This is a genomic window from Caulobacter sp. 10L414 (assembly GCF_056395525.1).
The window spans coordinates 1-24652 of sequence record NZ_JBFTJR010000045.1; the positions used below are offsets into that span (position 1 = coordinate 1).

General features: G+C 69.3%; 25 protein-coding genes and 1 pseudogene. 10 read left to right on the forward strand and 16 right to left on the reverse strand.

Annotated elements, in window-relative coordinates; all coding sequences use genetic code 11:
- The 4 genes from AC1DCG_RS17485 to rimP form a co-directional block, all read right to left on the reverse strand.
- Window positions 1-395 (reverse strand): translation initiation factor IF-2 associated domain-containing protein (locus AC1DCG_RS17485; RefSeq protein WP_477041585.1); only part of this gene is annotated, 395 nt, incomplete at its 3' end.
- Between the two features lie 206 nt (window positions 396-601).
- Window positions 602-1252 (reverse strand): RNA-binding protein, encoded by a 651-nt coding sequence (locus AC1DCG_RS17490; RefSeq protein WP_477029673.1) that lies wholly within the window; start codon window positions 1250-1252, stop codon window positions 602-604.
- Between the two features lie 51 nt (window positions 1253-1303).
- A complete protein-coding gene (nusA, locus tag AC1DCG_RS17495) occupies window positions 1304-2971 on the reverse strand; it encodes a transcription termination factor NusA (protein ID WP_165258704.1) in 1668 nt (555 codons plus the stop codon).
- 2 nt (window positions 2972-2973) lie between these two features.
- Window positions 2974-3603, reverse strand: coding sequence for a ribosome maturation factor RimP (rimP, locus tag AC1DCG_RS17500; RefSeq protein WP_477029711.1), 630 nt, complete (start codon window positions 3601-3603; stop codon window positions 2974-2976).
- A 355-nt stretch (window positions 3604-3958) separates the two neighbouring features.
- Between rimP and ppa the strand changes: the two genes are divergently transcribed.
- The 10 genes and pseudogenes from ppa to trmB all read left to right on the forward strand — a co-directional run bounded on the left by ppa (window position 3959) and on the right by trmB (window position 12655).
- The gene (ppa, locus tag AC1DCG_RS17505; protein ID WP_058347149.1) at window positions 3959-4492 is read left to right on the forward strand and encodes an inorganic diphosphatase; all 534 of its coding nucleotides are present in this window, start codon (window positions 3959-3961) and stop codon (window positions 4490-4492) included.
- A gap of 126 nt (window positions 4493-4618) precedes the next feature.
- Complete coding sequence (miaB, locus tag AC1DCG_RS17510) at window positions 4619-5971, forward strand: tRNA (N6-isopentenyl adenosine(37)-C2)-methylthiotransferase MiaB (protein WP_165258703.1); 1353 nt, start codon at window positions 4619-4621, stop codon at window positions 5969-5971.
- Entirely contained in the window at window positions 5968-6915 is a 948-nt protein-coding gene (locus AC1DCG_RS17515) for a PhoH family protein (RefSeq protein WP_101720481.1), read from the forward strand. Before miaB ends, AC1DCG_RS17515 begins: the two co-directional genes overlap by 4 nt.
- Window positions 6916-6926: 11 nt before the next feature.
- A complete protein-coding gene (ybeY, locus tag AC1DCG_RS17520) occupies window positions 6927-7385 on the forward strand; it encodes an rRNA maturation RNase YbeY (protein ID WP_477029710.1) in 459 nt (152 codons plus the stop codon).
- Between the two features lie 12 nt (window positions 7386-7397).
- Complete coding sequence (locus AC1DCG_RS17525; protein WP_477029672.1) at window positions 7398-8300, forward strand: hemolysin family protein; 903 nt, start codon at window positions 7398-7400, stop codon at window positions 8298-8300.
- Window positions 8301-8314: 14 nt separating this feature from the next.
- Window positions 8315-9907 carry an apolipoprotein N-acyltransferase gene (lnt, locus tag AC1DCG_RS17530; RefSeq protein ID WP_477029709.1) on the forward strand — a complete coding sequence of 531 codons (1593 nt, stop codon included), beginning with the start codon at window positions 8315-8317 and terminating at the stop codon, window positions 9905-9907.
- 33 nt (window positions 9908-9940) lie between these two features.
- Window positions 9941-10366: a helix-turn-helix domain-containing protein gene (locus tag AC1DCG_RS17535; protein ID WP_165258699.1), complete on the forward strand. Its 426-nt coding sequence runs from the start codon at window positions 9941-9943 to the stop codon at window positions 10364-10366.
- A 164-nt stretch (window positions 10367-10530) separates the two neighbouring features.
- Window positions 10531-11754 (forward strand): methionine adenosyltransferase, encoded by a 1224-nt coding sequence (gene metK / locus AC1DCG_RS17540; RefSeq protein WP_477029671.1) that lies wholly within the window; start codon window positions 10531-10533, stop codon window positions 11752-11754.
- Between the two features lie 85 nt (window positions 11755-11839).
- Window positions 11840-11925: pseudogene (locus AC1DCG_RS17545) on the forward strand (hypothetical protein); the annotation flags it as partial.
- 49 nt (window positions 11926-11974) lie between these two features.
- Entirely contained in the window at window positions 11975-12655 is a 681-nt protein-coding gene (trmB, locus tag AC1DCG_RS17550; RefSeq protein ID WP_165258693.1) for a tRNA (guanosine(46)-N7)-methyltransferase TrmB, read from the forward strand.
- Window positions 12656-12729: 74 nt separating this feature from the next.
- On the opposite strand, the gene AC1DCG_RS17555 is transcribed toward trmB, so the two are convergent.
- The 12 genes from AC1DCG_RS17555 to AC1DCG_RS17610 form a co-directional block, all read right to left on the reverse strand.
- On the reverse strand, window positions 12730-13137 hold the full coding sequence (locus AC1DCG_RS17555) for a Fur family transcriptional regulator (RefSeq protein WP_101720476.1): 408 nt from the start codon (window positions 13135-13137) through the stop codon (window positions 12730-12732).
- Between the two features lie 47 nt (window positions 13138-13184).
- Window positions 13185-13637, reverse strand: coding sequence for a GNAT family N-acetyltransferase (locus tag AC1DCG_RS17560; RefSeq protein ID WP_477029670.1), 453 nt, complete (start codon window positions 13635-13637; stop codon window positions 13185-13187).
- Window positions 13634-14278: a tRNA (adenosine(37)-N6)-threonylcarbamoyltransferase complex dimerization subunit type 1 TsaB gene (gene tsaB, locus AC1DCG_RS17565; protein WP_477029669.1), complete on the reverse strand. Its 645-nt coding sequence runs from the start codon at window positions 14276-14278 to the stop codon at window positions 13634-13636. The genes AC1DCG_RS17560 and tsaB overlap by 4 nt, the downstream gene beginning before the upstream one ends.
- A 2-nt stretch (window positions 14279-14280) precedes the next feature.
- Window positions 14281-14943, reverse strand: a complete 663-nt coding sequence (locus tag AC1DCG_RS17570; RefSeq protein WP_477029668.1) for a DUF1131 family protein — start codon at window positions 14941-14943, stop codon at window positions 14281-14283.
- Between the two features lie 65 nt (window positions 14944-15008).
- Window positions 15009-15596, reverse strand: a complete 588-nt coding sequence (locus AC1DCG_RS17575; protein WP_477029667.1) for a malonic semialdehyde reductase — start codon at window positions 15594-15596, stop codon at window positions 15009-15011.
- Between the two features lie 111 nt (window positions 15597-15707).
- Window positions 15708-16280 carry a NifU family protein gene (locus tag AC1DCG_RS17580; RefSeq protein ID WP_165258959.1) on the reverse strand — a complete coding sequence of 191 codons (573 nt, stop codon included), beginning with the start codon at window positions 16278-16280 and terminating at the stop codon, window positions 15708-15710.
- A gap of 219 nt (window positions 16281-16499) precedes the next feature.
- Window positions 16500-17543, reverse strand: a complete 1044-nt coding sequence (gene trpS / locus AC1DCG_RS17585; protein WP_165258683.1) for a tryptophan--tRNA ligase — start codon at window positions 17541-17543, stop codon at window positions 16500-16502.
- A gap of 173 nt (window positions 17544-17716) precedes the next feature.
- A complete protein-coding gene (gene murJ, locus AC1DCG_RS17590; protein WP_477029666.1) occupies window positions 17717-19354 on the reverse strand; it encodes a murein biosynthesis integral membrane protein MurJ in 1638 nt (545 codons plus the stop codon).
- Between the two features lie 223 nt (window positions 19355-19577).
- Complete coding sequence (gene holA, locus AC1DCG_RS17595) at window positions 19578-20627, reverse strand: DNA polymerase III subunit delta (protein WP_165258956.1); 1050 nt, start codon at window positions 20625-20627, stop codon at window positions 19578-19580.
- Window positions 20628-20637: 10 nt separating this feature from the next.
- Complete coding sequence (gene lptE, locus AC1DCG_RS17600) at window positions 20638-21132, reverse strand: LPS assembly lipoprotein LptE (RefSeq protein ID WP_477029665.1); 495 nt, start codon at window positions 21130-21132, stop codon at window positions 20638-20640.
- Window positions 21133-21135: 3 nt separating this feature from the next.
- Window positions 21136-23727, reverse strand: coding sequence for a leucine--tRNA ligase (gene leuS, locus AC1DCG_RS17605; protein ID WP_477029664.1), 2592 nt, complete (start codon window positions 23725-23727; stop codon window positions 21136-21138).
- A gap of 217 nt (window positions 23728-23944) precedes the next feature.
- A complete protein-coding gene (locus AC1DCG_RS17610; protein WP_165258680.1) occupies window positions 23945-24472 on the reverse strand; it encodes a DUF3576 domain-containing protein in 528 nt (175 codons plus the stop codon).
- Between the last annotated feature and the right edge of the window lie 180 nt (window positions 24473-24652).

Sequence of the window (24652 nt, forward strand, 5' to 3'; positions counted from 1 at the left end):
TCGCGAGCCGCGGCGGCCTCGGCGGCGGCGCGGGCGTCGGCGGCGCGACGTTCGGCGGCCTGGCGTTCCTGGGCTTCGCGAGCGGCCTCGATGGCGCGCTGGCGAGCGCGCATCTCGTCCTGCGACAAGCCGCCGGCCGACGAACCGCCGCCCTGCCCTTGCGGACGCGGCGCGTCGTGGCGACGCTCGGCCTGGGACGGCGCGGCGAGATTGCCGGAAGCCGGCGCATGCGGACGCGTGCGCTTCGTCTCGACAACCACCGTCTTGGTCCTGCCGTGGCTGAAGCTCTGCTTCACAACGCCGGCGCTCACCGAGCCCTGGCGGGGCTTCAGGGTGATGGGCGCGCGCCCACCGGGGTTGGAACCAGGCCGACCGTTATCGTTCTCGTCGCTCATGCGCTCGCTTGTACTTCCGCCGGGCGGGTTCCCGGCCCAAAAAACCGATCAATCCATACGAGAAAGGGGCCTGGACGTACCTCCAATAGGAAGCGCGTTTCCCGGCCCTTCGCTCAAGAGCGCGACGCCTGCGGCGGCTTGCTCCAACATTCAGGTTCTAGGCTCTTTTCGTCGCCGGATGAAGCCATCCAAGGACGTATAGAAGCCTAGGGCTCCTCGTTCTGACGCACCACCCAGTCCGGCGGCGTGAAAGGACGGAAGCCTGATAACCGCTCGACGTCCAAAGTCCAGCGATCCGTGCCTCGCCCCGCGAGGAGCGCCGTGTGTATCACATTCTCCCCGCCCAAGGCCAAACCCAATTCGTCGGATGTGAACATCCCGAGGATTCTTGGGGCGTTCGGCGCTTTGCGAGCGGCTGAAAAGACCTTGCGGCGGCCATCTTCGGCGCCGTCGGCGGCTTCGATCAGCCAGGCGGTCTTGCCCGAGGCCAGGGCCGCCAGAACCTTTTCGAAGCCGGAGATAATGCTCCCCGAGCGCCGCGCAAGGCCCAGGCCGTCCAGAACCCGCTTGGCCAGAAGCCGTTCGACCTGGTCGGCCAGGTCGGCCGGGGCGGACAGCTTGGCCTTGGCCGAGCGCGAGAAGGCGTTCTTCTTGACGGCCGCGGCGATCGACTCGCGGTCGGCCGCCACCCACATGCCGCGCCCGGGCAGCTTGCGGGCCACGTCGGGGATCACGACGCCGTCGGGACCGGCCACGAACCGCACCAGGCGCGCCTCGTCGACCGCCTCGCCCAGGACGATGTCCTTGCGGGCGCGGCTGGCTTCGGCGTGGGTTTTCGGTGCGGCCTGGTCGATCATGCGTCTTCAAAGGAAGCGGCCCTTCCGAGGATCGGAAGGGCCGGCTGTCTCTTACTGCTCCTCGGCGGCTTCTTCGGCGGCGGGAGCTTCCTCGCCTTCGACTTCAGCGGCCTCGGCCTCTTCGATCTCTTCGACTTCCTCGTATTCCGGCTCCGGCGGGGCCTCGACCCAGCCCATGGCGATACGGGCGCGCATGATCAGGGCTTCGGCGTCGTCGGGCGACAGGTTGAAGCTTTCGAGGATGCCCGGCTCGCGCACGCGCTCGCCGTTCTTGCTCTCGAACCAGCCGCGCATGTCGTCGGGGACGAGGCCGGCCAGGTCTTCGATGGTCTTCACGTCGCCTTCGCCCAGGGCCACGGCCATGGCCAGGGTCACGCCCTCCACGCCCAGCAGTTCGTCCTGGACGCCCAGCTCGACGCGCTTGGCGTCCAGGGCGGCGGCTTCCTTCTCGAGGAATTCGCGGGCGCGGGCCTGAAGCTCCTCGGCGGTCTCGTCGTCGAAGCCTTCGATCGAACCGATCTCGTGGGTGTCGACATAGGCGACGTCTTCCACGGCGGCGAAGCCTTCGGTGACCAGCAGCTGGGCGATGACCTCGTCGACGTCCAGGGCTTCCTGGAACAGGGCCGTGCGCTCGGTGAACTCGCGCTGACGACGCTCGCTCTCCTGGCTTTCGGTCATGATGTCGATCTGCCAGCCGGTCAGCTGCGAGGCGAGGCGGACGTTCTGGCCGCGGCGGCCGATGGCCAGCGACAGCTGCTCGTCGGGCACCACCACTTCGACGCGCTCGTCTTCCTCGTCCATGACGACCTTGGAGACTTCGGCGGGAGCCAGGGCGTTGACGATGAAGGTGGCTTCGTCTTCCGACCACTGGATGATGTCGATCTTCTCGCCCTGCAGCTCGGCGACCACCGCCTGCACGCGCGAACCACGCATGCCGACGCAGGCGCCGACCGGGTCGATCGAGCTGTCGTTGGAGATCACGGCCATCTTGGCGCGCGAGCCCGGGTCGCGGGCCACGGCGCGGATCTCGATGACGCCGTCATAGACTTCCGGCACTTCCTGCGCGAACAGCTTGGCCATGAAGCCGCCGTGGGCGCGCGACAGCATGATCTGCGGGCCCTTGGTCTCACGACGGACGTCGTAGATGTAGGCGCGGATGCGGTCGCCGACGTTGAAGTTCTCGCGCGGGATCGACTGGTCGCGGCGCATGATGCCTTCGCCGCGGCCCAGGTCGACGATGACGTTGCCGTATTCGACGCGCTTGACGCTGCCGTTGACGATCTCGCCCGAGCGGTCCTTGTACTCTTCGTACTGGCGCTCGCGCTCGGCTTCGCGCACCTTGTGCATGACGACCTGGCGGGCCATCTGGGTCTGCACGCGGCCGATTTCGAACGGCGGCAGGGCTTCTTCGTAGATCTTGCCGATCTCGGCGTCGCGCCAGGTGCGCTTGGCCGAGGTCAGGTGGACCTTGCCGATCTCGCCTTCCAGGTCGGCGTCGTCGGCGACGATCTCGATCACGCGCTTCTGCGTCGTCTCGCCCGTGCGCGGGTCGATCTTGACGCGGATGTCGTGCTCGGCGCCGTAGCGGGCGCGGGCGGCCTTCTGCAGGGCGTCCTCGATGGCCTCGATGACGACTTCCTTCTCGATGCCCTTCTCGCGGGCGACCGCGTCGGCGATCTGGAGCAGTTCAAGCCGGTTGGCGGCGATGCCGATGGCCATGGTCAGTCCTCTTCACTTTCGGACAAATCGTTGTCGTTCTCGGCGTCCACGCGGGCGGCGCGCGCATCGGCGCCCCGCTTCATCAGCTCGTCGGTGAGAACGAGCTTGGCGTCGACGATCCAGGCGAACGGGAAATAGACGGTGACGTCGTCCTCGCCCTCGATGTTGAGGCCGATCTGGTCGTCCTCGACACCGGCGAGCTCGCCTTTGAAGCGCTTGCGGCCCTCGGCCACGCGGTCGAGCTCGATGCGCACCTCGAGACCGGCGTAGGTCTCGAAGTCCTTCAGGCGGGTCAGCGGGCGGTCGACGCCCGGGCTGGAGACTTCCAGGGTGTATTCGCCGGCGATCGGGTCGGCGGCGTCCATCACCTCGGAGATGGCGCGCGACAGCTTGGCGCAGTCCTCGACGTTCATGTCGCCGCCGCTGCCGTCTTCCAGAAGCGGACGCTCGGCCATGATCTGCAGGCGACGCTGCTCGGCCCCGCCCATCAGGCGCAGGCGGACGATCTCGTAGCCGGTCGCCTCGGCGACGGGGTCGAGCATCTCGATCAGGTCCAGGTCTTCTCGCGTCTTGCCGCGCACGGTTCTCTTCTCAACTTCGCGGGTCGTCCGCCGGGAGCCTCGAAGGCCCAGCTGGCGAGCGACCAAAGAAAAAGCGGCAGCCTTTCGGGCCGCCGCTCGAAAGCGCCAATCAGCGCTAACGGACGATGTGGGAGCTATATAGCGCGATAGGCGAGCGGGTGGAAGCCCCCTCCTGGCCAGCCCTCGCGCGACACGCGAGGCCGGCTTCGCAGGCCCCGCAAGCCAAGCGCCGAAAGCTGTTCTGACGGTCACTCGACAAGCTGAACCACAGATCGAAGATGCTTTTGCAGGCCCAAGTCGAGGGCCGGACACGCCCCCTCTTTCGCATCGCAACACTTGTGGCCTATACAGGCGGCCGCTTGAGGCCCGCCTCCCCGCGGGAGCCTTCCCACAACGAAGAGTCACTATGGACCTCTCCAAGATCGCCGTGGGCGTGAACCCGCCCTACGACCTGAACGCCGTCATCGAAATTCCGCAGGGCGGCGAGCCGGTGAAGTACGAGATCGACAAGGAAAGCGGCGCCCTGATGGTGGACCGCTTCCTGCACACGGCGATGTTCTACCCGGCCAACTACGGCTTCATCCCGCACACCCTGGCCGACGACGGCGACCCCGCCGACATCATGGTCGTGGGCCCGACCCCGGTGGTGCCCGGCGCGATCATCCGCTGCCGCCCGATCGGCGCCCTGATGATGGTCGACGAGGCCGGGTCGGACGAAAAGATCCTGGCCGTGCCGGTCGACAAGCTGCACCCCTTCTACACGGGCGTGAACAGCTGGCGCGACCTGCCGACCATCCTGACCGAGCAGATCGCCCACTTCTTCCAGCACTACAAGGACCTGGAAAAGGGCAAGTCGACCAAGATCACCGGCTGGGCCGATCCGGACGAGACCGCCGAGCTGATCCGCGCGGCGATCAAGCGTCACGACGAGAACTACTGATCCTTCCAAGGATCGAGATGCGGCGCCGGGGACCTCTCCGGCGCCGTTTTCTTTTGCGGTTTCAAGCCCCGGGTGTGACCTTCGCGACCTTGCGCGCGGGGCCGCTCGACCCCATAACCTCGCCGGATGAGCGAGACCCCGCAAAAGCGCCTCTACATCAAGACCTACGGCTGTCAGATGAACGTCTACGACAGCGAGCGCATGACCGACGTCCTGCGCCCGCTGGGCTATGGCGTGGTCGATGATCCCGAGGGCGCGGATCTCGTGGTGCTCAACACCTGCCACATCCGTGAGAAGGCCACCGAGAAGGTCTATTCCGAGCTTGGCCTGATCAAGCAGATGAAGGACCGCAAGGCCCAGACCGGCGGCAAGATGACCATCGCCGTGGCCGGCTGCGTGGCCCAGGCCGAGGGCCAGGAGATCATGAACCGCCAGCGGGCGGTTGACCTGGTCGTGGGCCCGCAGGCCTATCACCAGCTGCCCGAGCTGATCGCCCGCGCCCACCGGGCCAGCGGCGAGCGGCTGGCCGCCGACTTCGCCGCCGACGAGAAGTTCGACGCCCTGCCGGCCGAGCGTCACGTCACCGGCGTCACCGCCTTCCTGACCGTGCAGGAGGGCTGCGACAAGTTCTGCACCTTCTGCGTGGTGCCCTATACGCGCGGCGGCGAGTGGTCGCGCCCGGTGAACGACATCGTCGAGGAAGCCAAGCGCCTGGCCGGCGCGGGCGTGCGCGAGGTCACCCTGCTGGGCCAGAACGTCAACGCCTATGACGGCGACGGCTCGACCCTGGCCAAGCTGGTGCGCAAGCTGGCCACGATCGATGGCCTGGACCGCATCCGCTACACCACCAGCCACCCGCGCGACATGGGCGAGGACCTGATCGAGGCCCACGGCGAGCTGCCGCAGCTGATGCCTTACCTGCACCTGCCGGTGCAGGCGGGCAGCGACAAGATCCTCAAGGCCATGAACCGCGACCACACGGCCGAAAGCTATGTGAAGCTGATCGAGCGCATCCGCGCGGCCCGGCCCGACATCGCCATGAGCGGCGACTTCATCGTCGGCTTCCCCGGCGAGCGCGACGGCGATTTCGAAAAGACCCTGGAGCTGGTGCGCGAGGTCGGCTTCGCCAGCGCCTTCTCGTTCAAGTATTCGCGCCGCCCCGGCACGCCGGCCTCGGCCATGCCCGGCCAGGTCGACGAGGCCGTGAAGTCCGAGCGCCTGGATCGCCTGAACCAGCTGCTCGACGAACAGCAGCGGGCCTTCAACGCCAGCCAGGCGGGCAAGACCCTGCCGGTGCTGTTCGAGAAGGCCGGCCGCCACCCCGGCCAGATCGTCGGCCGCAGCCCCTATCTGCAAGCCGTCCACGTTTCGGGCGGTGAGCACCTGATCGGGACGATCGTTCCCGTCCGCATCGAGAGCGCCGCCAAGATGAGCCTGGCCGGCGTGCTCGCCAACGAACCCGCTTTGGAGACCGCGTGAGCCGCACGCCAGAGTTCCTGCCGCTTTCCGACGACGCCGTCGTCGCCGTCACCGGCCCGTCCGGCCGCCATGCCGCCCTGATCGAGGACGCCTTCAAGGTCCTGCTCGAGACGCCCGGCGGCGGCGTCAAGATCACTGGCGACGTCAAGGGCCGCTCGGCGGCCAAGCGCGCGCTGCTGGCCCTGGCCGAGCGCGCCGACGCCGGCCATGAGGTGGTCGAGGCCGACATCCGCGTGGCCGTGGGCGAAGCCCACAGCGCCGGCGGCCAGGCCTCGCCGCGCGCCGTGCGCCGCGGCGCCGTCTCGCCCAAGACCAAGAACCAGGCCGCCTACATGGAGCAGATGGCCCGCCATCCGCTGGTGTTCGGCCTGGGCCCCGCCGGCACCGGCAAGACCTTCCTGGCGGTGGCCCAGGGCGCTGGCATGCTGCTGCGCGGCGAGGTCGACCGCCTGATCGTCACCCGCCCCGCCGTCGAGGCCGGCGAGAAGCTCGGCTTCCTGCCGGGCGACCTGAACGAGAAGGTCGACCCCTACATGGCCCCGGTCTGGGAGGCCCTGACCGACATCATGGGCGCCGAACAGCTGCGCCGCCGCCGCGACAAGGGCGAGATCGAGGTCGCCCCGATCGCCTTCATGCGCGGCCGCACGCTTGCCCATGCGTTCGTCATCGTCGACGAGGCCCAGAACTGCTCGCGCCTGCAGATGAAGATGGTGCTGACCCGCCTGGGCGAAGGCGCCCGGATGGTCGTCACCGGCGATCCGACCCAGATCGACCTTCTGAACCCCCGCGACTCCGGCCTGGCCCACGCCGTCTCGATCCTCGACGGCGTCGAGGGCGTGGCCGTGGCCCGCTTCACCTCGACCGACGTCGTGCGCCACCCGCTGGTGGAGCGCATCGTCAAGGCCTACGACGCCGACGCGGCCCTAGTGGCGACTCCCCGATGATCACCGTAGACATCGAAATCGAAGACGAGGCCTGGACCAAGGCCGAGCCCGAAGTCGAGGCCCTGGTCTGGCGCGCCGCCCAGGCCGTGCTGGACGCCCACGAGGACGTCGAGGGCCAGGGCATCGTCATCCTGCTGGCCGACGACGACAGCGTCCAGGCGCTGAACCGCGACTTCCGGCAGAAGGACTACGCCACCAACGTCCTGTCCTTCCCCTCGCCGCAGGACCCGGCCGCCAATCCGGAAGGCCAGATCGGCGACATCGCCCTGGCCTACGGCGTCTGCGCCCGCGAGGCCGAGCAGCAGGGCAAGCCCCTGGCCCACCACCTGCAACATCTTGTGGCGCACGGGGTGCTGCATCTCTTAGGATACGACCACGAGGGCGACGACGAGGCCGAGGCCATGGAAGCGCTCGAACGCGAGATCCTGGCGGGACTGGACGTTCCCGATCCCTACGCCGACGAGAGGTGAAAGCCCAAAGGCATGCCTGACGACGACCAGAGTTCCACGCCCGCCGGTCCGGCTCGCTTCAGCCGGGGCCTGCGGGCGTTCTTTCGTGAGCTGCGGCGCGCCGCGCCGGTCAAGCGTTCGCGCCCGGCCGATCCCGACCACGTCGCCGCCCCCGACCTCGTCGACCAGGCCGAGGCGTTCAAGACGCTGAAGGTCGGCGACGTGATGACCCCCCGCCCCGACGTCGTCGCCGTCGAGGTCGAAACCCCCTTCGCCGTGATCGTGGCCCAGTTCGTCGAGGCCGGCCATTCGCGCATGCCGATCTATCGCGAGGCCCTGGACCAGCCGATCGGTGTGATCCACGTCAAGGACGTCTTCCGCCTGCTGGCCGACGACGCCCTGCGCCCCGAGCCCGAGGCCCGCGTCCTCGAGCAACTGCGCCGCGACATGCTGCTGGTGCCCGCCTCGATGCGCGCCGCCGACCTCCTGCTGCGCATGCGCACCAAGCGCATCCACATGGCCATGGTCATCGACGAGTTCGGCGGGGTCGACGGCCTGGTGACCATGGAAGACCTGATCGAGAGCGTGGTCGGCGACATCGACGACGAGCACGACGACGCCCAGGTCGCCACCGTCACGGCGCGGCCGGACGGCGCCTTCGAGACCGACGGCCGCACGCCCCTGGAAGACCTGGAAGCCGCGGTCGGCGAGACCCTGGCCCCGCCCGAACACGAGGAGGAGGTCGACACCGTCGGCGGCCTCGTCGCGGCCCTGGCCGGCCAGGTGCCCGAACAGGGCCAGGTCGTGCGCCACCCGGCCGGCTTCGAGCTGGAGGTGCTGGAGGCCGACTCCCGCCGCGTGCTGCGGGTGCGGGTGCGCCGCGCGCCGGAACCGGCGCAGGTCGAGACCTCGTTCGATCCCGTGGACGCGCCTTGAACCTTCGCCGCCCGATCGCCGCCTCGCCCGCCCTCGCCCTCTGGCGCGACCGTGGGCTGGCGCTCGCCGCGGGCCTCGCCGCCGCCCTGGCCCATCCGCCGTTCGGGATCCTGCCCGGCCTGCTGGGTTACGCCCTGCTGCTGTGGCTGCTGGACGCCATCGACGGGCCCCGGCCCCTGCGCAGCGCCTTCCTGCGCGGCTGGCTGGCGGGTCTGGCCTATTTCGGCCTGGGCACCTGGTGGATCGGCGAGGCCTTCATGGTCGACGCCGCCAACCAGGGCTGGATGGCCCCGTTCGCGGTGACCGCCATGGCTGCCGGCCTGGCGCTGTTCTGGGGCCTGGCCGCCGTTCTCTACCGCCGCCTGCGGCCCGCGGGCGCTGTGCGGGTGCTGGCCTTCGCCGCCGCGCTGTCGGCGCTGGAGTGGGTGCGCGGCCACGTGCTGACCGGCTTTCCGTGGAACCTGCCGGGCGAGACCTGGCGGGCCGGCTCGGCGCCGTCCCAAGCCGCCGCCCTCGTCGGCGCCTACGGCCTGACCTTCATCACCCTGGCCATCGCCGCCGCCCCGGCCGTCTGGCGACAGGACCGTTCGGGCCGGATCGCCGTCGGCGCGGCCGCCCTCGCCCTGGCCGGCCTCTATGCCGGCGGCGCCCTGGCGCTTAAGGCCGCGCCGCACCCGACGGCGCCGGACGCGCCCCTGGTGCGCATCGTCCAGGCCAACGTCCAGCAGTCGGCCAAGTGGGACGCCGCCAGCTTCCAGGCGATCGTCAACGACTATGTCTCGCTGACCGCCCAGCCCTACGCCGGCGGCAAGCCGGCCGACATCGTGGTCTGGCCGGAAGGCGCCCTGCCGGCCGCGATCAACGACTACCTGGCCCCAGGAACCTGGGTGCGCCAGGCGATCATGGACGCCCTGCGGCCGGGCCAGCTGCTGCTGATCGGCGGCTATCGCTACGAAGGTTCGGCGCAGGCGCCGGTCTACTACAACAGCCTGGTGGCCCTGCGCCGCGAGCCGGGCGACCTCGTCATGGTCGGGGTCTACGACAAGCACCGGCTGGTGCCGTTCGGCGAGTACCTGCCGGCCGACGGCCTGCTGACCGCCATCGGCTTCAAGAGCATGGCCCACCTGGGCGACGGCTTCGCCACGGGGCCGCGCCCCGGTCCGCTGACCGTCGCGCCCGGCCTGAAGGTGCAGCCGCTGATCTGCTACGAGAGCCTGTTCCCGGGCCTGGCCCGGAGCGATCCCGACGCGCGGGCGCTGGTCAACGTCTCCAACGACGCCTGGTTCGGCGTCACCTCGGGGCCGCTGCAGCACCTGAACCTGGCCAGCTATCGCGCCATCGAGGCGGGCCGGCCGATGATCCGCGCCACCCCCACCGGCGTCTCGGCCATGGTCGACGCCCAGGGCGGCGTCGTGGCGGGCCAGCGCCTGGACCTGGGCGCCCGGGGGGTCATCGACGCCCCCCTGCCCGCCATCGGCGCGACGACGCCGGCCTCACACCTCGGCGACTGGCCGCTGGTGATCCTGCTGCTCGCATCGGTAGCGGCCTGTATCGCCACTTCGCGTATCGCGGGTCACAAGTTTGCCGCCATGAAAGATATGGGCTGAACTAAAACCGTAATCTCAGGTCTATGCGTAAGCATGACCGTCTCTATCGAATCCCCCGCCGACATCGAGCGTTCGCCCAACCCCGTCGACCTGCACGTCGGCGCCCGTATCCGCATGCGCCGCAAGATCCTGGGCGTCAGCCAGGAGAAGCTGGCCGAGAGCCTGGGCCTGACCTTCCAGCAGGTGCAGAAGTACGAGCGCGGCGCCAACCGCGTCAGCGCCAGCAAGCTCTACGAGATCGCCCGCAGCCTGCAGGCGCCCGTCGCCTACTTCTTCGAAGGCCTGGCCGATCCGTCCGAGCCGGCCGATGGCCAGCCGCGCAACGACCATCAGGTGCACGAGTTCCTGATGACGCCCGAAGGCCTGGAGCTGGCCTCGCTGTTCCCGCGCCTGAACCGCGCCCCGGTGCGCCGCCGGATCCTCGACCTGGTGCGCTCGATGGCCGAGGAAGAGGTCTAGCGACCTTTCCGACCCCGGCCTTCGGGCCGGGGCTCGCCGCCCGCGCGGTCGCCCGAAAGGCGAACGGCCGCCTTGCGGATATAAACTTATCTTTATATGGTTCTCGCTATGCTCGCGGGGCCGGTCGCCGCGTGGGCGCTGGACTCTAAGCCGGAGCCGTCCACTTGAGCCGTTCGTCCTACATCTTCACCAGCGAAAGCGTCTCCGAGGGCCACCCCGACAAGGTCGCCGACCGCATCAGCGACACCGTCGTCGACGCCTTCCTGACCGCCGACCCCGAAGCGCGGGTGGCGTGCGAGACGCTGGTCACGACCAACCGCATCGTGCTGGCGGGCGAAGTGCGAGCCGGCAAGCCGGGCGGCGACAAGAAGGCCAACAAGGAGCTGACCAAGGACATCATCAAGTCCCTGGAGCCCAAGGTCCGCGCGGCCATCAAGGACATCGGCTACGCTCAGAAGGGCTTCCACTGGGAAAAGGCCAAGTACGCCTGCTACCTGCACGGCCAGTCGGCCCACATCGCCCAGGGCGTCGATGCGACCGACAAGAAGGACGAAGGCGCCGGCGACCAGGGCATCATGTTCGGCTACGCCAGCACCGAGACCCCGGAGCTGATGCCGGCCACGCTGCAGTACAGCCACAACATCCTCAAGCGCCTGGCCGAACTGCGCCACTCGGGCGAGCTGTCCGAGCTGGAGCCCGACGCCAAGAGCCAGGTGACCCTGGAGTACGACGGCGACGGCGTGCCCCAGCGCGTGGTCTCGATCGTGGTTTCGCACCAGCACAAGAAGAAGATCGACGGCAAGACCCCGACCTCCAAGCGCGTGCTGGACCTGATCAAGCCGCACATCCTGCCGATCTTCCCCGAAGGCCTGATCACCAAGAAGACCCAGTGGCTGATCAACCCGACCGGTCGCTTCGAGATCGGCGGCCCTGACGGCGACGCCGGCATCACCGGCCGCAAGATCATCGTCGACACCTACGGCGGCGCGGCCCCGCACGGCGGCGGCGCCTTCTCGGGCAAGGACCCGACCAAGGTCGACCGCTCGGCCGCCTATGCCTGCCGCTACCTGGCCAAGAACGTGGTGGCCGCGGGCCTGGCCGACCGCTGCACGATCCAGATCGCCTACGCCATCGGCGTGGCCAAGCCGGTCTCGTTCCACGTCGACCTGCACGGCACGGGCAAGGTCGATCCGGCCGCCCTGGAAAAGCTCCTGCCCGAACTGATCGGCGGCGCCACGCCGCGCGGCATCCGCGAGCACCTGCAGCTGAACCGCCCGATCTACGCCCGCACCGCCGCCTACGGCCACTTCGGCCGCACGCCGGACAACGAAGGCGGCTTCTCGTGGGAGAAGACCGACCTGGTGTCGGAGCTGAAGGGCCTGGCGTAAGCCTCTTCCTTCCACCGCATTCAAAAGGGCCTCGGCGCGAGCCGGGGCCCTTTTCCTTTCGGACCTTGCGTCCTTCGAGGCTCGCCTGCGGCTCGCACCTCAGGATGAGGACGTCAGTGCAATGAATTCCTCATCCTGAGGCGCCCGCGCGAGCGGGCCTCGAAGGACGCAAGGCCGCGCCGCTGGCCTCCGGCCCGCTTCACCGCTAAAGACCCGCCCCATGACCAATCCTCAACAGCCCCACGGCCCGCTGCGCTCGTTCGGCCGCCTGAAGTCGCGGCCCGTGAAGCCGCGCCAGCAGGCTCTGCTCGACACCCTGCTGCCGACCATCGCCGTGCCGCACGAGGCCTTCCAGCCGCTCGACCTGATGCCGCAGGCCAAGGAGACCTGGCTGGAGATCGGCTTCGGGGGCGGCGAGCACATGGCCGCCCAGGCCGGCCGCCGGCCGGACGTGCTGGTGATCGGGGCCGAGCCCTTCGTCAACGGCGTGGCCAGCGCCGTGCGTCACGTCGAGGAACAGGCCCTGTCGAACGTCCGCATCCACGAGGGCGACGCCCGTGACGTGGTCGGCTGGCTGCCCGACGCCTCGATCGACCGCCTCTTCGTGATGTTCCCCGACCCCTGGCACAAGGCCCGGCACAACAAGCGCCGGATCATCCAGCCGGAGTTCGTGGCTGACCTGGCCCGCGTGCTGAAGCCCGGCGCGGCCTTCCGCTTCGCCACCGACTGGGCCGACTACGCCGAGTGGACGATCGAGCGGGTGCTGGCCAGCCCCGACTTCCGCTTCGCCGAGGAGGGGATCGACCGCCAGGCCATCCCGGCCGACCACGTGACCACCCGCTACGAGGAAAAGAAGCTGGGCGACTGCGCCCCGGTGTTCCTTGACTTCGTGCGGGCCTGAGCTCCCCCGGGGAGCTGGGACCAAAAGAAAAGGGCGCGGGGTGAACCCGCGCCCTTTGTCTTGATCCAGGTCAATCACTCTTCGATCGGCACGCCGTAGAGTTCGAGGCGGTGATCGATCAGCTTGTAGCCGAGCTTCTTGGCGATCGCGTGCTGCAGGGCCTCGATCTCCTCGTCCACGAACTCGACGACCTTGCCGGTCTTCATGTCGATCAGGTGGTCGTGGTGATGGGTCGGCGTCTCTTCGTAGCGCGAACGGCCGTCACGGAAGTCGTGACGCTCGATGATGCCGCTCTCCTCGAACAGGCGAACGGTGCGGTAGACCGTGGCGATCGAGATGTGCGGGTCGATGGCGTGGGCCCGACGGTGCAGCTCCTCGACGTCCGGATGGTCGTCGGCCGACGACAGTACGCGCGCGATGACCCGACGCTGGTCGGTCATGCGCATGCCTTTTTCGATGCAGAGCTTTTCGAGGCGGTCCAAGGCGGCGTCTCCGTCGGGGATTCGCGGGCACAATAGGCAATCGGTTCCTAAGTGTTAAGCGCCCGCCGCATGACGACGGCGTCCTTCGCGCCGTCGGGGTGGGGATAATAGCCCTTCCTGAGACCCACTTGCGAAAAGCCCGTGGCGCCGTAGAGGCGGATGGCCGCGGCGTTGTCGGCCGCGACCTCCAGGAAGAGGTCGAAGGCTCCCGCCTCGGTCGCGATCCCAGCCGCCATCTCGACCAGGGCCGCGCCCCAGCCGCGCCGGCGAGCGGCCGGGTCTACGGCGATGGTCAGGATCTCGGCCTCGCCGGCGACGGCGCGGCACAGGATGAAGCCGCGCGGCGCCTCCGGCTCGCCCGAAGAGCCGAGCACGGCGAACACGCCGGGCGAGTTCAGCAGGGCCTCGAACTCGGTCGGGGCCCAGGGCCGGTCGAAGGCCTTCTCGTGCAGGTCGGCCAGGTCCCAGCACGCTTCCAATCCGACGGGACGCAGGTTCATGCGGCCGGCATCGTGGCATAGGGCGCGCGCAGATAGAGCGGCCGGGGCGAATGGGTCGGGGCCGGACGCGCGGCCGCCAGGCGGGCGATGGCCGCAGGGTCGGCGACGGCCAGGTCGAGGCGGGCCGCGTCGGGCAGCACGCCGTCCAGCAGGGCCGCGCCGGAACCCACCAGGGTGGCCGGACCGCCGGAATAGAGCTCGGCCAGACGGGCGGTCGCCGAGCCGATGTCGAGGGCGTCGGGGGCCATCAGGGCGGTCCCCCCGTCGAAGACCTGCAGGTAGACCTGGCCCATCTTGGCGTCGAGGGCGGCGGCGACGAAGCCAGACGCCCCAGAGGAGGCCGCCAGGGCCTCCAGGCTGTTGATCCCGACGCAGGGGATGGCGAGGGCCTGCGCCAGGCCCTTGGCGAAGGACAGGCCCACGCGCAGGCCGGTGAACGAGCCGGGGCCGACGGTGACGGCGATGCGGTCGAGATCGGCGAAGGCGATCCCGGCCTCGGCGGCGATCTCCTTGGCCAGGGGCGCGATGCGCTCCTGGTGGCCGCGGGTCATGGGCTCGCTGCGGGCGGCCAGAACGCGGCCGTCCTCGATCACAGCGACCGACGAGGCCGCCAGGCAGGTGTCGACGGAAAGAACGCGCAAGATCAGGCGGCCCCGACCTGGGCGGTCTCGGCCGGACGCCAGACGAACTCGTTGAGCTGGGCCTTGGCCTTCAGCGTCGCCTCGTCGGGCACGCCGCCCTTGGTCCAGCCGGGCACGCCGAAGACGTAGGAAACCGTCGGGGTTTCGGGGCGCACGCAGACGGTCTGGTTGACGGTGCGGCCCTCGCCGGCCCGGCACTGGCCCGTAGTGAAGCCCAGGGCGGCCCACTTGGCCAGCAGGCTCTCGCCCTTGGGACCGCGCACGTCGCCGGCGGCCAGGCGGATCTCGGCGATGCCGCCGTCGGCGCCCTTGCCGATCTCCAGCAGCGGGACGTTGTCCTGCTCGACAGTGATGATCGGCCCCGGCGGGCCGTCGCCGACGTGGATGAAGGCGCTCTTGACCACGGCCTTGGGGAACAGGGCCTGGATCGTCGCCTGGTCGAAGGCGGTGGCGGCGGTGATGGGCCCCACGCCCGCGGCGCCCACCTGCAGCGGGCCGCCCGTATAGGGGGTGATCCGGATCACGGCCTGGCCGTCGGCCGGCTTGGCCGCTTGCGGCGCGGCCGCGTCGGGCTTGCCCGAGGACTGGGCGGGGGTCTTTTCGGCGGGGCCGCAGGCGGCCAGCAGGGCCAGCGGCGCGGCGATGAGCGCGAGACGGAGGGTCATGACCCCGTTCTAGCGCCGAAGTGCGAAAATCGCACGCGACCGTGCGATTTTCGCGAAGGCTTCGATCAGAGGATCTGGGCGGCTTCCTCGAAGTCCAGGCGCGGGTTGCGCGGGAACAGGCCCTCGTCGGTGCCGTAGCCGATCGAGGCGATGAAGTTGCTCTTGATGTTGGTGCCCCCGAAGAAGGCCGCGTCGACGCCGGCGTTGTCGAAGCCCGACATCGGACCAACGTCCAGGCCAAGCGCCCGGGCCGCCAGGATGAAGTAGCCGCCCTGTAGCGAGCTGTTGCGCAGCGCGCCCCACTCCTTGGCCACCGGATCGCTGAACCAGTTCTTGGCGCCCGGGGCGTGCGGGAACAGCTTGTCGAGGGTCTCGGGGAAATCGAGGTCGTAGCCGACGATGACGGTGACCGGCGCGGCCAGGATCTTCGGGGCGTTGGAGCCCGACGACAGGGCGGCCAGCTTTTCCTTGGCTTCCGGGCTGGTCACGAAGACGAAGCGCGCCGGGGTGGCGTTGGCGGCGGTCGGGCCGAACTTCACCAGGTCGTACAGTTCGCGCAGCACCGCTTCCGGCACGGGGTCGGACTTCCAGCCGTTGCGCGTGCGCGCCTCGGTGAACAGCTGGGCGAGAGCGGCGGTGTCGAGCTTGGACATCAGCGATCCTTATAGGAAACCATAATCGCAACTTATGTAGTTACAGTATGGGGATCCCGACGGATCGCGCAAGGCGCCCGGGGCCGAAAAGCAGCCCCGGGACCGGGAAGATCAGAGCGTCTGCTCGACCCGGGTCACTTCCGGCACGTAGTGCTTGAGCATGTTCTCGACGCCCGACTTCAGCGTCGCCGACGACGAGGGGCAGCCCGAGCAGGCGCCGCGCATGTGCAGCCAGACGACGCCGGTGGCCGGCTCGAAGCGGCTGAAGACGATGTCGCCGCCGTCCTGGGCCACGGCCGGACGGATGCGGGTGTCGAGCAGTTCCTTGATCTCGGAGACGATCTGGGCGGCTTCGTCGTCATAGACGCCGTCCTCGTCGTGGCCGCCGGCGGCCTCCTCGCTCACCAGAAGCGGGCGGCCGCTGGTGAAGTGATCCATGATCGCAGCCAGGATCGGAGCCTTCAGGTGCGGCCACTGGGCGTCCTCGCCTTTGGTCACCGTCAGGAAGTCCGGACCGAAGAACACCCGCGTCACGTCGCCGAGACGGAACAGGGCGTCGGCCAGCGGCGAGGCCTCGCCTTCCTCGGGGGTGCGGAACTCCCGCGCGCCGTCCACCAGGACCTCGCGGCCGGGGAGGAACTTCAGCACGTCGGGATTGGGCGTGGTTTCGGTCTGGATGAACATGCCGGACATGTGGCCCTTGCTGGGCCCGAGGGCAAGAGCTTGAAGAACCTCTCCCGGAGGGAGAGGGAGGGGCCCGCCGCGCAGCGGTGGGAGGGTGAGGGGTTTCGCCCTCACCGGTCATCCCAAGATCGCGCCGGCACGCCGGCCAACGCCTTAACCCCTCATCCTCCCACGCCTGCGGCGCGGGCCCCTCCTTCTCCCTATGGGAGAAGGGTTTTCTTACGCGCCCCAGAAGCCGACCAGCTTCTTGGTCTCGGCCACGACCGGATCGGCCACGGCGCGGGCGCGCTCGGCGCCGTCCTTGAGGATGGCGTCGATCTGGGCCGGGTCGCCGGTCAGCTCGCGCATGCGCGCGCCGATCGGGCTCATGACCTCGACCGCCAGCTCGGCCAGGGCCGGCTTGAACGTGCCGAAGCCCTTGCCGCCGAACTCCTCGATGACCTTGGCGCGCGTGGTGCTCGACAGGGCCGCGTAGATGTCCACGAGGTTGCGGGCTTCCGGACGCTCGGCCAGGCCTTCGACGGTTTCCGGCAGCGGCTCGGGATCGGTCTTGGCCTTGCGGATCTTGGCGGCGATGGCGTCGGCGTCGTCCATCAGGTTGATGCGCGAGGCGTCCGACGGGTCGGACTTGCTCATCTTGGCCGTGCCGTCGCGCAGGCTCATGACGCGGGTGGCCGGACCCTCGATCACCGGCTCGGTGACCGGGAAGAAGGCCGGCTGGCCGCCCGGGGCGCCGAAGTCGTTGTTGAACTTCTGGGCGATGTCGCGGGTCAGTTCCAGGTGCTGCTTCTGGTCCTCGCCCACCGGCACGTGGGTGGCCTTGTAGAGCAGGATGTCGGCCGCCTGCAGCACCGGGTAGGTGTAGAGGCCCACCGAGCTGCGCTCCTTGTGCTTGCCGCTCTTTTCCTTGAACTGGGTCATGCGGTCGAGCCAGCCCAGGCGCGCCACGCAGTTGAAGATCCAGGCCAGTTCCGCGTGGGCCGGCACGGCCGACTGCGGGAAGATCGTCGCCTTCTTGGGGTCCAGGCCCGCGGCGATGTAGGCGCAGGCGATCTCGCGGGTCTGCTGGGCCAGCACCGCCGGATCCTGCCAGACGGTGATGGCGTGCATGTCGGCGACGAAGATGAAGGGCTCTTCGTCCTGGATGTCGACGAAGCGCTTGAGGGCGCCGAGATAGTTGCCCAGGTGCAGGGCCCCGGAGGCCTGGATCCCGGACAGGATGCGCTTGGGACCCGCGTAGGCGACGGGAGCTTGGTCGGTCATGGCTTCAGCCTTGGATGTCGGAAACGGTCGGAATGGCGGCGCGCACGAGGGCGCGGGCCGCGTCCGCAGACGCGGCGATCGGGTTCAGCGGAAGCTGCGCCATCGCGGCGCGAGGGAACCGATCAAAGCCATGGGCATGCTCGTTACCGTCCCCGCGCCCTTGCGACAAGGCTCTAGGTCGCCTTGCCGCGCCGCAGGGCGGCCTTCAGCTCGCTCGGCTTGACCCCGCCGAACAGGAACAGCAGCGGGAAATAGAGGCCGCCGCCGACCAGGACGGTCAGGACGAGGGCGGCTTCCTTGGCGCCGATCACGTGGCCGCGCAGGCCCAGCGCCTCCAGCGGCGCCTCGATCAGCGGCCGCCAGTGCGAGGCCGCCGCCAGGACGAGGCCCATGCCGACGCTGGCCAGCAGGATGCGGGTCACCCGCGACCAGGTCTGGCCCGACGGGCCGTAATGGCCCTTGCGCCAGAGGGTGAAGGCCATCTGGCCGACATTGAGCCACGAGGCGATGGCGGTCGCCGCGGCGATGCCCTTCACGCCAACCAGATTGAACAGCACGATGCCGAAGGCGATGTTCACCGCCACCGAGATCAGGGCGAAACGCATCGGCGTCTTGGTGTCGCCGCGCGCGAAAAAGGCCCGCGAATACAGCTGCTGCAGCACGAAGGCCGGGGTGCCCAGGCCGTAGAAGAACAGCGCCGACGCCGTCTGGCTGGCGTCGAAGACGGTGAACTCGCCGCGGGTGTAGAGGCCGTCCGACAGGAAGCCGGGCATGGCCACCAGGGCCGCGGCGGCCGGCAGGGTGAAGGCCAGCGCGAGCGCGATGGCCTGGTCCATGGCGCTCTGGGCGTCCTCGCCGTCGCCGGTGTTCACGGCGCGCGCCAGGCGCGGCAGCAGGGCCACGCCGATGGCCACGCCCACCAGGCCCAGCGGCAGCTGATAGAGCCGGTCGGCGGTGGCCAGCCAGGTGCGGCCGCCGGGGACGTGGCTGGCCAGGTTGCCGGAGATGAAGATGTTGACCTGGGTGGCGCTGGCCGCCAGGGCGCCGGGGATGGCCTTGCCGATCAGGGCCTTCACCTCGGGCGTCAGACGCGGCAGCCGCCAGTGGACCTTGGCGCCGGACTTGTTGACGCCCCAGACCAGCAGGGCCGCCTGGGCGACGCCGGCGACGATCACGCCCACCGAGCCCCAGGTGGCGGCCGAGACGGCGTTGGTCTGCGGCAGGATGAAGATCAGGGTGGCGATGTTCAGCAGCACCGGCGCGCCGGCCGACAGGATGAACTTGTCGCGGGCGTTCAGCACGCCCGACAGGTGCGCCACGATAGCCATGCACGGCAGGTAGGGCATGGTGATCTGGGTCAGCACCACGGCCAGTTTGTACTTGGCCGGGTCGGCGGCGAAGCCGGGGCTGATCAGCATCATCAGCCAGGGCATGGCCAACTGGCAGATCACGGTGATGATGATGGTGGCGGCCGCCAGGGTGGCCATGGCGTCGGCGGCCAGGATGTCGGCCTTCTCCTCCCCGTCCTCCTGCAGCGACTTGGCGTAGGCCGGCACGAAGGCGGCCGCGAAAGCGCCCTCGGCGAAGAAGCGGCGGAAGAGGTTGGGAAAGGCCAGGGCCGTGTTGAACGCATCGGCGGCCGGCGTGGCGCTGGCCCCCATGCGGTAGGAGATCGCGAGATCGCGCACGAAGCCCATCAGCCGGCTGACCAGGGTCAGGCCGGAATAGATCATCGACGACTTGAGCAGGCCTCCGCCCTTCTCGGCGGGCGGGGCGGACGTCGGTTCGGGCGCGGCGGAGGTGTCGGTCACGTCCGGCTTCTGGGCGCTGCGCGTGAGGGCGTCAAGCAGGCGCGCGCGCCTGCATCGAGGTTTGACGGAAAGTGCATTGGAGACCCTCCCCCTGAAGGGGGAGGTGTCGGCGAAGCCGACGGAGGGGGATGTGACTACGCTGTTCGACGCGGCTGAGACGCGGGGGATGTTTCCCCCTCCGGCCCTTCGGGCCACCTCCCCCCTTCGGGGAGAGGGCCTTCGCCTACAGCCCCAGCCGTCGCGCCCGTCCGGCGATCTGCAGGGCCAGGCGTTCGGCGATCAGCTGGTCTGGAGACCCTGACGTCTTGCAGGCCTTGTCGGCGACCAGGATGTCCTGCTGCACGGTCAGAAGATGCTCGAGCGTCCAGGCGCGGGCCTGGCGCAGGAACTCACGTTCGGTCTTCCAGAACACGCCCGAGGCCTTGGCGGCCGCGCCCAGATCGACGCCGTTCTTGTGCAGGGTCAGGGTGCGGCGTAGGCGGCCCAGATAGTAGCCCATGGCCCGCACGGCGGCCGGACCGCCCTCGCCTTCCTGGGCGGCGCGACGCAGGCCGGCCTGGGCCGCGCCGATCTTGCCGCCGAAGGCGTCGGCGGCGGCGTCGCTGAGCGAGGCCTCGGGCTCGACGCCGAGGAAGTCGGTCAGGTCGGCGGGCGTGGCGACCACGCCGCTGTTGGGACCCAGATAGAGGGCCAGCCGCTCGATCTCGGCGCGAGCCACGCCGCGCTCCTTGGGCAGGCGGTTGACGAACAGGTCCAGCGCCTCGCCGTTGAGGCTGACGCCGTCGCGCGAAAGGGCGTCGCGGGTCAGGCGCGCCATGTCGCCGACCTCGTCCTCGTAGCAGGGTATGACGTAGCAGCCGTTGGCCTTCTCGCCCGTCTTGCGCAGGGCGGAGTCGCGACCCAGGGCCCCGGCCTCGACCAGGAAGAAGGCTTCGGGGTTCAGCCGGCCCTCGACATGGGCGGTCAGCGCCTCGGCGGCCTGCTTGTCGGGACCGGCCTTCTCGCCCATCAACCGCAGGCGCACGAGCCGCTTGCCGCCCATCATAGACAGGGCCGCCAGCTCATCCTCAAGACGGCCGGGCTGGCTGTCGAGGTCGCCCTCGGTCAGCAGGGCGGTGTCGAAGGGGTCGTCGGGCCGTTCAACCACCTTGTGGGCGAGCTGGGTGGCGCGATCGCGCACCACGCCGCGGTCCTTGCCGTAGATGACGACGGCGCGGACGTCGGGGGTCGGGTCCTTCAGGAACCGCTCGACGTCCTGCCGCTTGGAAAGGATGGCCACGTGATCAGGCGGGCGCCTTGCCGGCCAGCCAGGCGGCCAGGTCCAGCTGGATCTTGCGGGCGACCTCGGCGGCGGCGCGCTCCTGGCCGTCCTGCTGGGCGGCGATGGCGGCGTAGGGCTGGTCGGCGGAGTCGTAGGTGACCACCGCCGTCGCGACGCCCTTGCGCACTTCCGAGCCCGTCGTCGTGTCGGTGAGCTTCCACTCGACCTTCATGTTGAGCTCGTAGCGGTTGGCCACGTTGTCGACGCGCACGCCGCGGGCGAAGCGCTTCTCCTCGACCTTGTAGGTCAGGCGGTGCGAGGCCAGCACGTTGGGATCACGCGCCAGGGCGTCGTCCAGCTGCTCGCGCAGCAGGTAGCCGGCGCGGCCGTCGGCCGCCACCACCTCGATCGCGCCCAGGCCGCCGGTGACGCCGTGCTGGCCGTAGAGCGGGGTGAAGCCGCAGGCCGACAGGGCGAGGGTCGAAAACAGGGCGGCGGCCGCCAGGAGACGCTTCATGGATCAGTTCGCCACGATGTTGACGATGCGGTCTTTGACCACGATCACCTTGCGGACCGTGACGCCCTCAAGGTGGGCCATGACGGCAGGATCCGCCAGAGCGATTTTCTGCACCTCGTCATCCGGGGCGCCGGCCTTGACCTTGATCTCGCCGCGGCGCTTGCCGTTGATCTGGATCGGCAGCACGCGCTCGTCGTCGGCGGCCAGGGCCGGATCGGCCTTAGGCCACGGGGCGTCGACCACCATGCCGTCACGACCCAGGCGCACCCAGGCCTCCTCGGCCAGGTGGGGGGTGAACGGCGCGACCAGGCGGGCCAGGATGTCCAGCGCCTCGGCGCGGGCGGCCAGCACGGCGTTCGAACCGCCTTCAGCCGGGGCGGCCTTCAGGGCGTTCAGGAACTCGTACAGGCGCGCCACGCCGCTGTTGAAGCGGAAGCCCTCGATGCTGTCGGTGACAAAACCGATCAGCTTGTGGGCCGCCTTGCGCAGGGCCAGGGCCGTCTCGTCGGCGTCGTCATGGGCGAAGTCGCCGGCCGGCTGACTGTCGAACTCGTTCCACAGGCGGTGGGTGAAGCGCCACGAGCCCTCGACGCCCGAATTGCTCCACTGAACGTCGCGCTCGGGCGGGCTGTCGCTCATCACGAACAGGCGCGCGGCGTCGACGCCGTAGGCCTCGAAGATGTCTTCCGGCGCGACGACGTTCTTCTTGGACTTCGACATCTTCTCGATGTCGCCGATGACGATCGGCGCGCCGGTCTTGGCGTGCTTGGCCGTGCGGACATTGCCCTCGGCGGTGATCACCACGTCGGACGGTTCGACCCAGTCGCCGGCCTCGTCCTTGTAGGCCTCGTGGGTGACCATGCCCTGCGTGAACAGGCCCGCGAAGGGCTCGTCCACCGACAGCAGGCCCTCGTCCTTCAGCGCCTTGGTGATGAAGCGGGCGTACAGCAGGTGCAGCACGGCATGCTCGACGCCGCCGATGTACTGGTCGACCGACATCCAGTGGTCGGCGCAGGTCTTGTCGATCGGCTCGGCGGCGGTCGGGTCGGTGAAGCGGGCGAAGTACCAGCTGCTGTCGACGAAGGTGTCCAGCGTGTCGGTCTCGCGCTCGGCCGGGGCGCCGCACGACGGACAGTTGACGTGCTTCCAGGTCGGGTGCCGTACCAGCGGGTTGCCCGGCTTGTTGGGGTCGAAGGTGACGTCCTCGGGCAGCACGACCGGCAGCTGGTCTTCCGGCACGGCGACAGGGCCGCAGGCCTGGCAGTGGATCACCGGGATCGGGCAGCCCCAGTAGCGCTGGCGCGAGACGCCCCAGTCGCGCAGGCGATAGACGGTTGCGCCCTGGCCCTGGCCGGCGGCCTCGATGCGGGCCACGGCCTCGGTCTTGGCGGCCTCGACCTCCATCCCGTCCAGGAACTCGGAGTTGAAGATCTTGCCCGGGCCGACATAGGCTTCCTTGCCGACCGCGAACTCGGCCGGATCCGCGCCCGGCGGCAGCACCACCGGCAGCACCGGCAGGTCGTACTTGCGGGCGAAATCCAGGTCGCGCTGGTCGTGGGCCGGGCAGGCGAAGATCGCGCCGGTGCCGTAGTCCATCAGGATGAAGTTGGCGATCCACACCGGCAGGGTGATCGACGGGTCCAGCGGGTGCTTCACCCGCAGGCCGGTGTCGCGGCCCAGCTTCTCGGCGCCCTCGATGTCGGCCTCCGAGGTGCCGCCCTTGCGGCACTCGGCGATGAAGGCCTGCAGGTCGGGGTTCTCGACCGCCAGCTGCTCGGCCAGCGGGTGCTCGGGGGCGATGCCCACGAAGCTGGCGCCGAACAGGGTGTCGGGACGGGTGGTGTAGACTTCCAGGCCCTCGGCCAGGCCGTCGGGCGCCTCGCCCTCAAACTGGAACTTGAAGCGCAGGCCCGTGGACCGGCCGATCCAGTTCTCCTGCATGATGCGGACCTTCTCGGGCCAGCGATCCAGGGTCTTCAGGCCGTCGATCAGGGCGTCGGCGTAGTCGGTGATGCGCAGGAACCACTGGGTCAGCTTGCGCTTCTCGACGGTCGCACCCGAACGCCAGCCCTTGCCGTCGATCACCTGCTCGTTGGCCAGCACGGTCATGTCGACCGGGTCCCAGTTGACCGAGGCCTCCTTGCGGTAGACCAGGCCGCGCTTCAGCAGGCGCAGGAACCAGGCCTGCTGCTTGCCGTAGTATTCCGGGTCGCAGGTGGCGAACTCGCGCGACCAGTCGACCGACAGGCCCAGGGCCTTCAGCTGCTCGCGCATCGAGGCGATGTTGTCGTAGGTCCAGCCCTTGGGATGGACGCCGCGTTCCATGGCCGCGTTCTCGGCGGGCATGCCGAAGGCGTCCCAGCCCATCGGGTGCAGCACGTTGAAGCCCTGGGCGCGCTTGTAGCGGGCTACGACGTCGCCCATGGCGTAGTTGCGCACATGGCCCATGTGGATGCGCCCCGACGGATAGGGGAACATCTCGAGCACGTAGTACTTCGGACGCGCGTCGGGAGCGATCGGCGTCAGGAAGGTGTTGGCGTTCGCCCAGGCGGCGCGCCACTTCGGCTCGGTGTCTTTGGGATTGTAGCGGGCCATGGAAACCAGAAGAGCTAGCGGACAGGGCGCGTAGGGCGCGCCAGGGTTAAGTGTGAGCGGTTAACCCGCTCGGGCGCGCTCCAACGCTTAACAAGAGACGCGTTCCGCAATGCTCATAAGCGGTTTCGCGGCCGGGGCGCGCCTAAATATGCGAACGGGAGCCCCTTGTCGCCAGACGAGGGGCTCCCGCGCGGATCCTTCGGACTGGAAAGAGCCCTTAGTTCCGGATGTTCGAGAGCCGAAGCTGACGCGCGCGGGTCAGGATGGCGTTCTCGATGTCAGTCGCCGTCTGGTCGGAGGCGGCCGTATCGACCCAGGCGCCCGAGGCGTCCTTGGCCTGCTTGAAGATCGTGACGTTCAGGCCGTCGGCGCGCAGGCGCGTGTCCAGGATGTAGACGGTGGCCTTGAAGCGCTCGTCCGGCTTTTCCGGGTTGATGTACCAGTCGGTGACGATCACGCCGCCGTACGGGTCGGCCGAGGCCAGCGGCATGAAGGCCAGGGTGTCCAGCGACGCGCGCCACAGGAAGCCGTTGACGCCGATCGAGCCTTCGCTCGTGGCGGCCTTCGGGCTCTTCTTGAACAGGCCGAAGGGCTGGAAACCGGGCTCTTCGCTCTGGCTGGTGAAGGTCTTGGGCGGCTTGTTGCTGCTGCACGCGCCCACGCCGAGAACCGACAGAGCCAGCACGCCGGCGGCGACGCCGCGCAACATGGACCCACGCTCAAACGCCATAGTACCTCGCTCCAAAAATCTGCCGGCGCGTGCGCGCAGCCCAGGCGCGCCCCCGCAGCCGGAACGGCTCTATAGCATGGCCGCGCTGCGTCAAAACAGGAATCGCGTGACATGGCCGCCACAGGCGCCGCTTGAATCGTAACCTGCGACGATCAGCGTGATCCAAGCCCTGTTGACCGCGTTGTACCAAGGCCT

What these genes read in the sequence shown, in the direction of transcription:
- AC1DCG_RS17580 (WP_165258959.1), bottom strand. Translation starts at nt 16,280, where the DNA reads ATGTTCATCCAGACCGAAACCACGCCCAATCCCGACGTGCTGAAGTTC.
- lptE (WP_477029665.1), bottom strand. Translation starts at nt 21,132, where the DNA reads ATGAAGCGTCTCCTGGCGGCCGCCGCCCTGTTTTCGACCCTCGCCCTG.
- miaB (WP_165258703.1), top strand. Translation starts at nt 4,619, where the DNA reads ATGAGCGAGACCCCGCAAAAGCGCCTCTACATCAAGACCTACGGCTGT.
- AC1DCG_RS17525 (WP_477029672.1), top strand. Translation starts at nt 7,398, where the DNA reads ATGCCTGACGACGACCAGAGTTCCACGCCCGCCGGTCCGGCTCGCTTC.
- AC1DCG_RS17570 (WP_477029668.1), bottom strand. Translation starts at nt 14,943, where the DNA reads ATGACCCTCCGTCTCGCGCTCATCGCCGCGCCGCTGGCCCTGCTGGCC.
- AC1DCG_RS17490 (WP_477029673.1), bottom strand. Translation starts at nt 1,252, where the DNA reads ATGATCGACCAGGCCGCACCGAAAACCCACGCCGAAGCCAGCCGCGCC.
- trpS (WP_165258683.1), bottom strand. Translation starts at nt 17,543, where the DNA reads ATGACCGACCAAGCTCCCGTCGCCTACGCGGGTCCCAAGCGCATCCTG.
- AC1DCG_RS17535 (WP_165258699.1), top strand. Translation starts at nt 9,941, where the DNA reads ATGACCGTCTCTATCGAATCCCCCGCCGACATCGAGCGTTCGCCCAAC.
- nusA (WP_165258704.1), bottom strand. Translation starts at nt 2,971, where the DNA reads ATGGCCATCGGCATCGCCGCCAACCGGCTTGAACTGCTCCAGATCGCC.
- leuS (WP_477029664.1), bottom strand. Translation starts at nt 23,727, where the DNA reads ATGGCCCGCTACAATCCCAAAGACACCGAGCCGAAGTGGCGCGCCGCC.
- ppa (WP_058347149.1), top strand. Translation starts at nt 3,959, where the DNA reads ATGGACCTCTCCAAGATCGCCGTGGGCGTGAACCCGCCCTACGACCTG.
- trmB (WP_165258693.1), top strand. Translation starts at nt 11,975, where the DNA reads ATGACCAATCCTCAACAGCCCCACGGCCCGCTGCGCTCGTTCGGCCGC.
- AC1DCG_RS17575 (WP_477029667.1), bottom strand. Translation starts at nt 15,596, where the DNA reads ATGTCCAAGCTCGACACCGCCGCTCTCGCCCAGCTGTTCACCGAGGCG.
- AC1DCG_RS17560 (WP_477029670.1), bottom strand. Translation starts at nt 13,637, where the DNA reads ATGAACCTGCGTCCCGTCGGATTGGAAGCGTGCTGGGACCTGGCCGAC.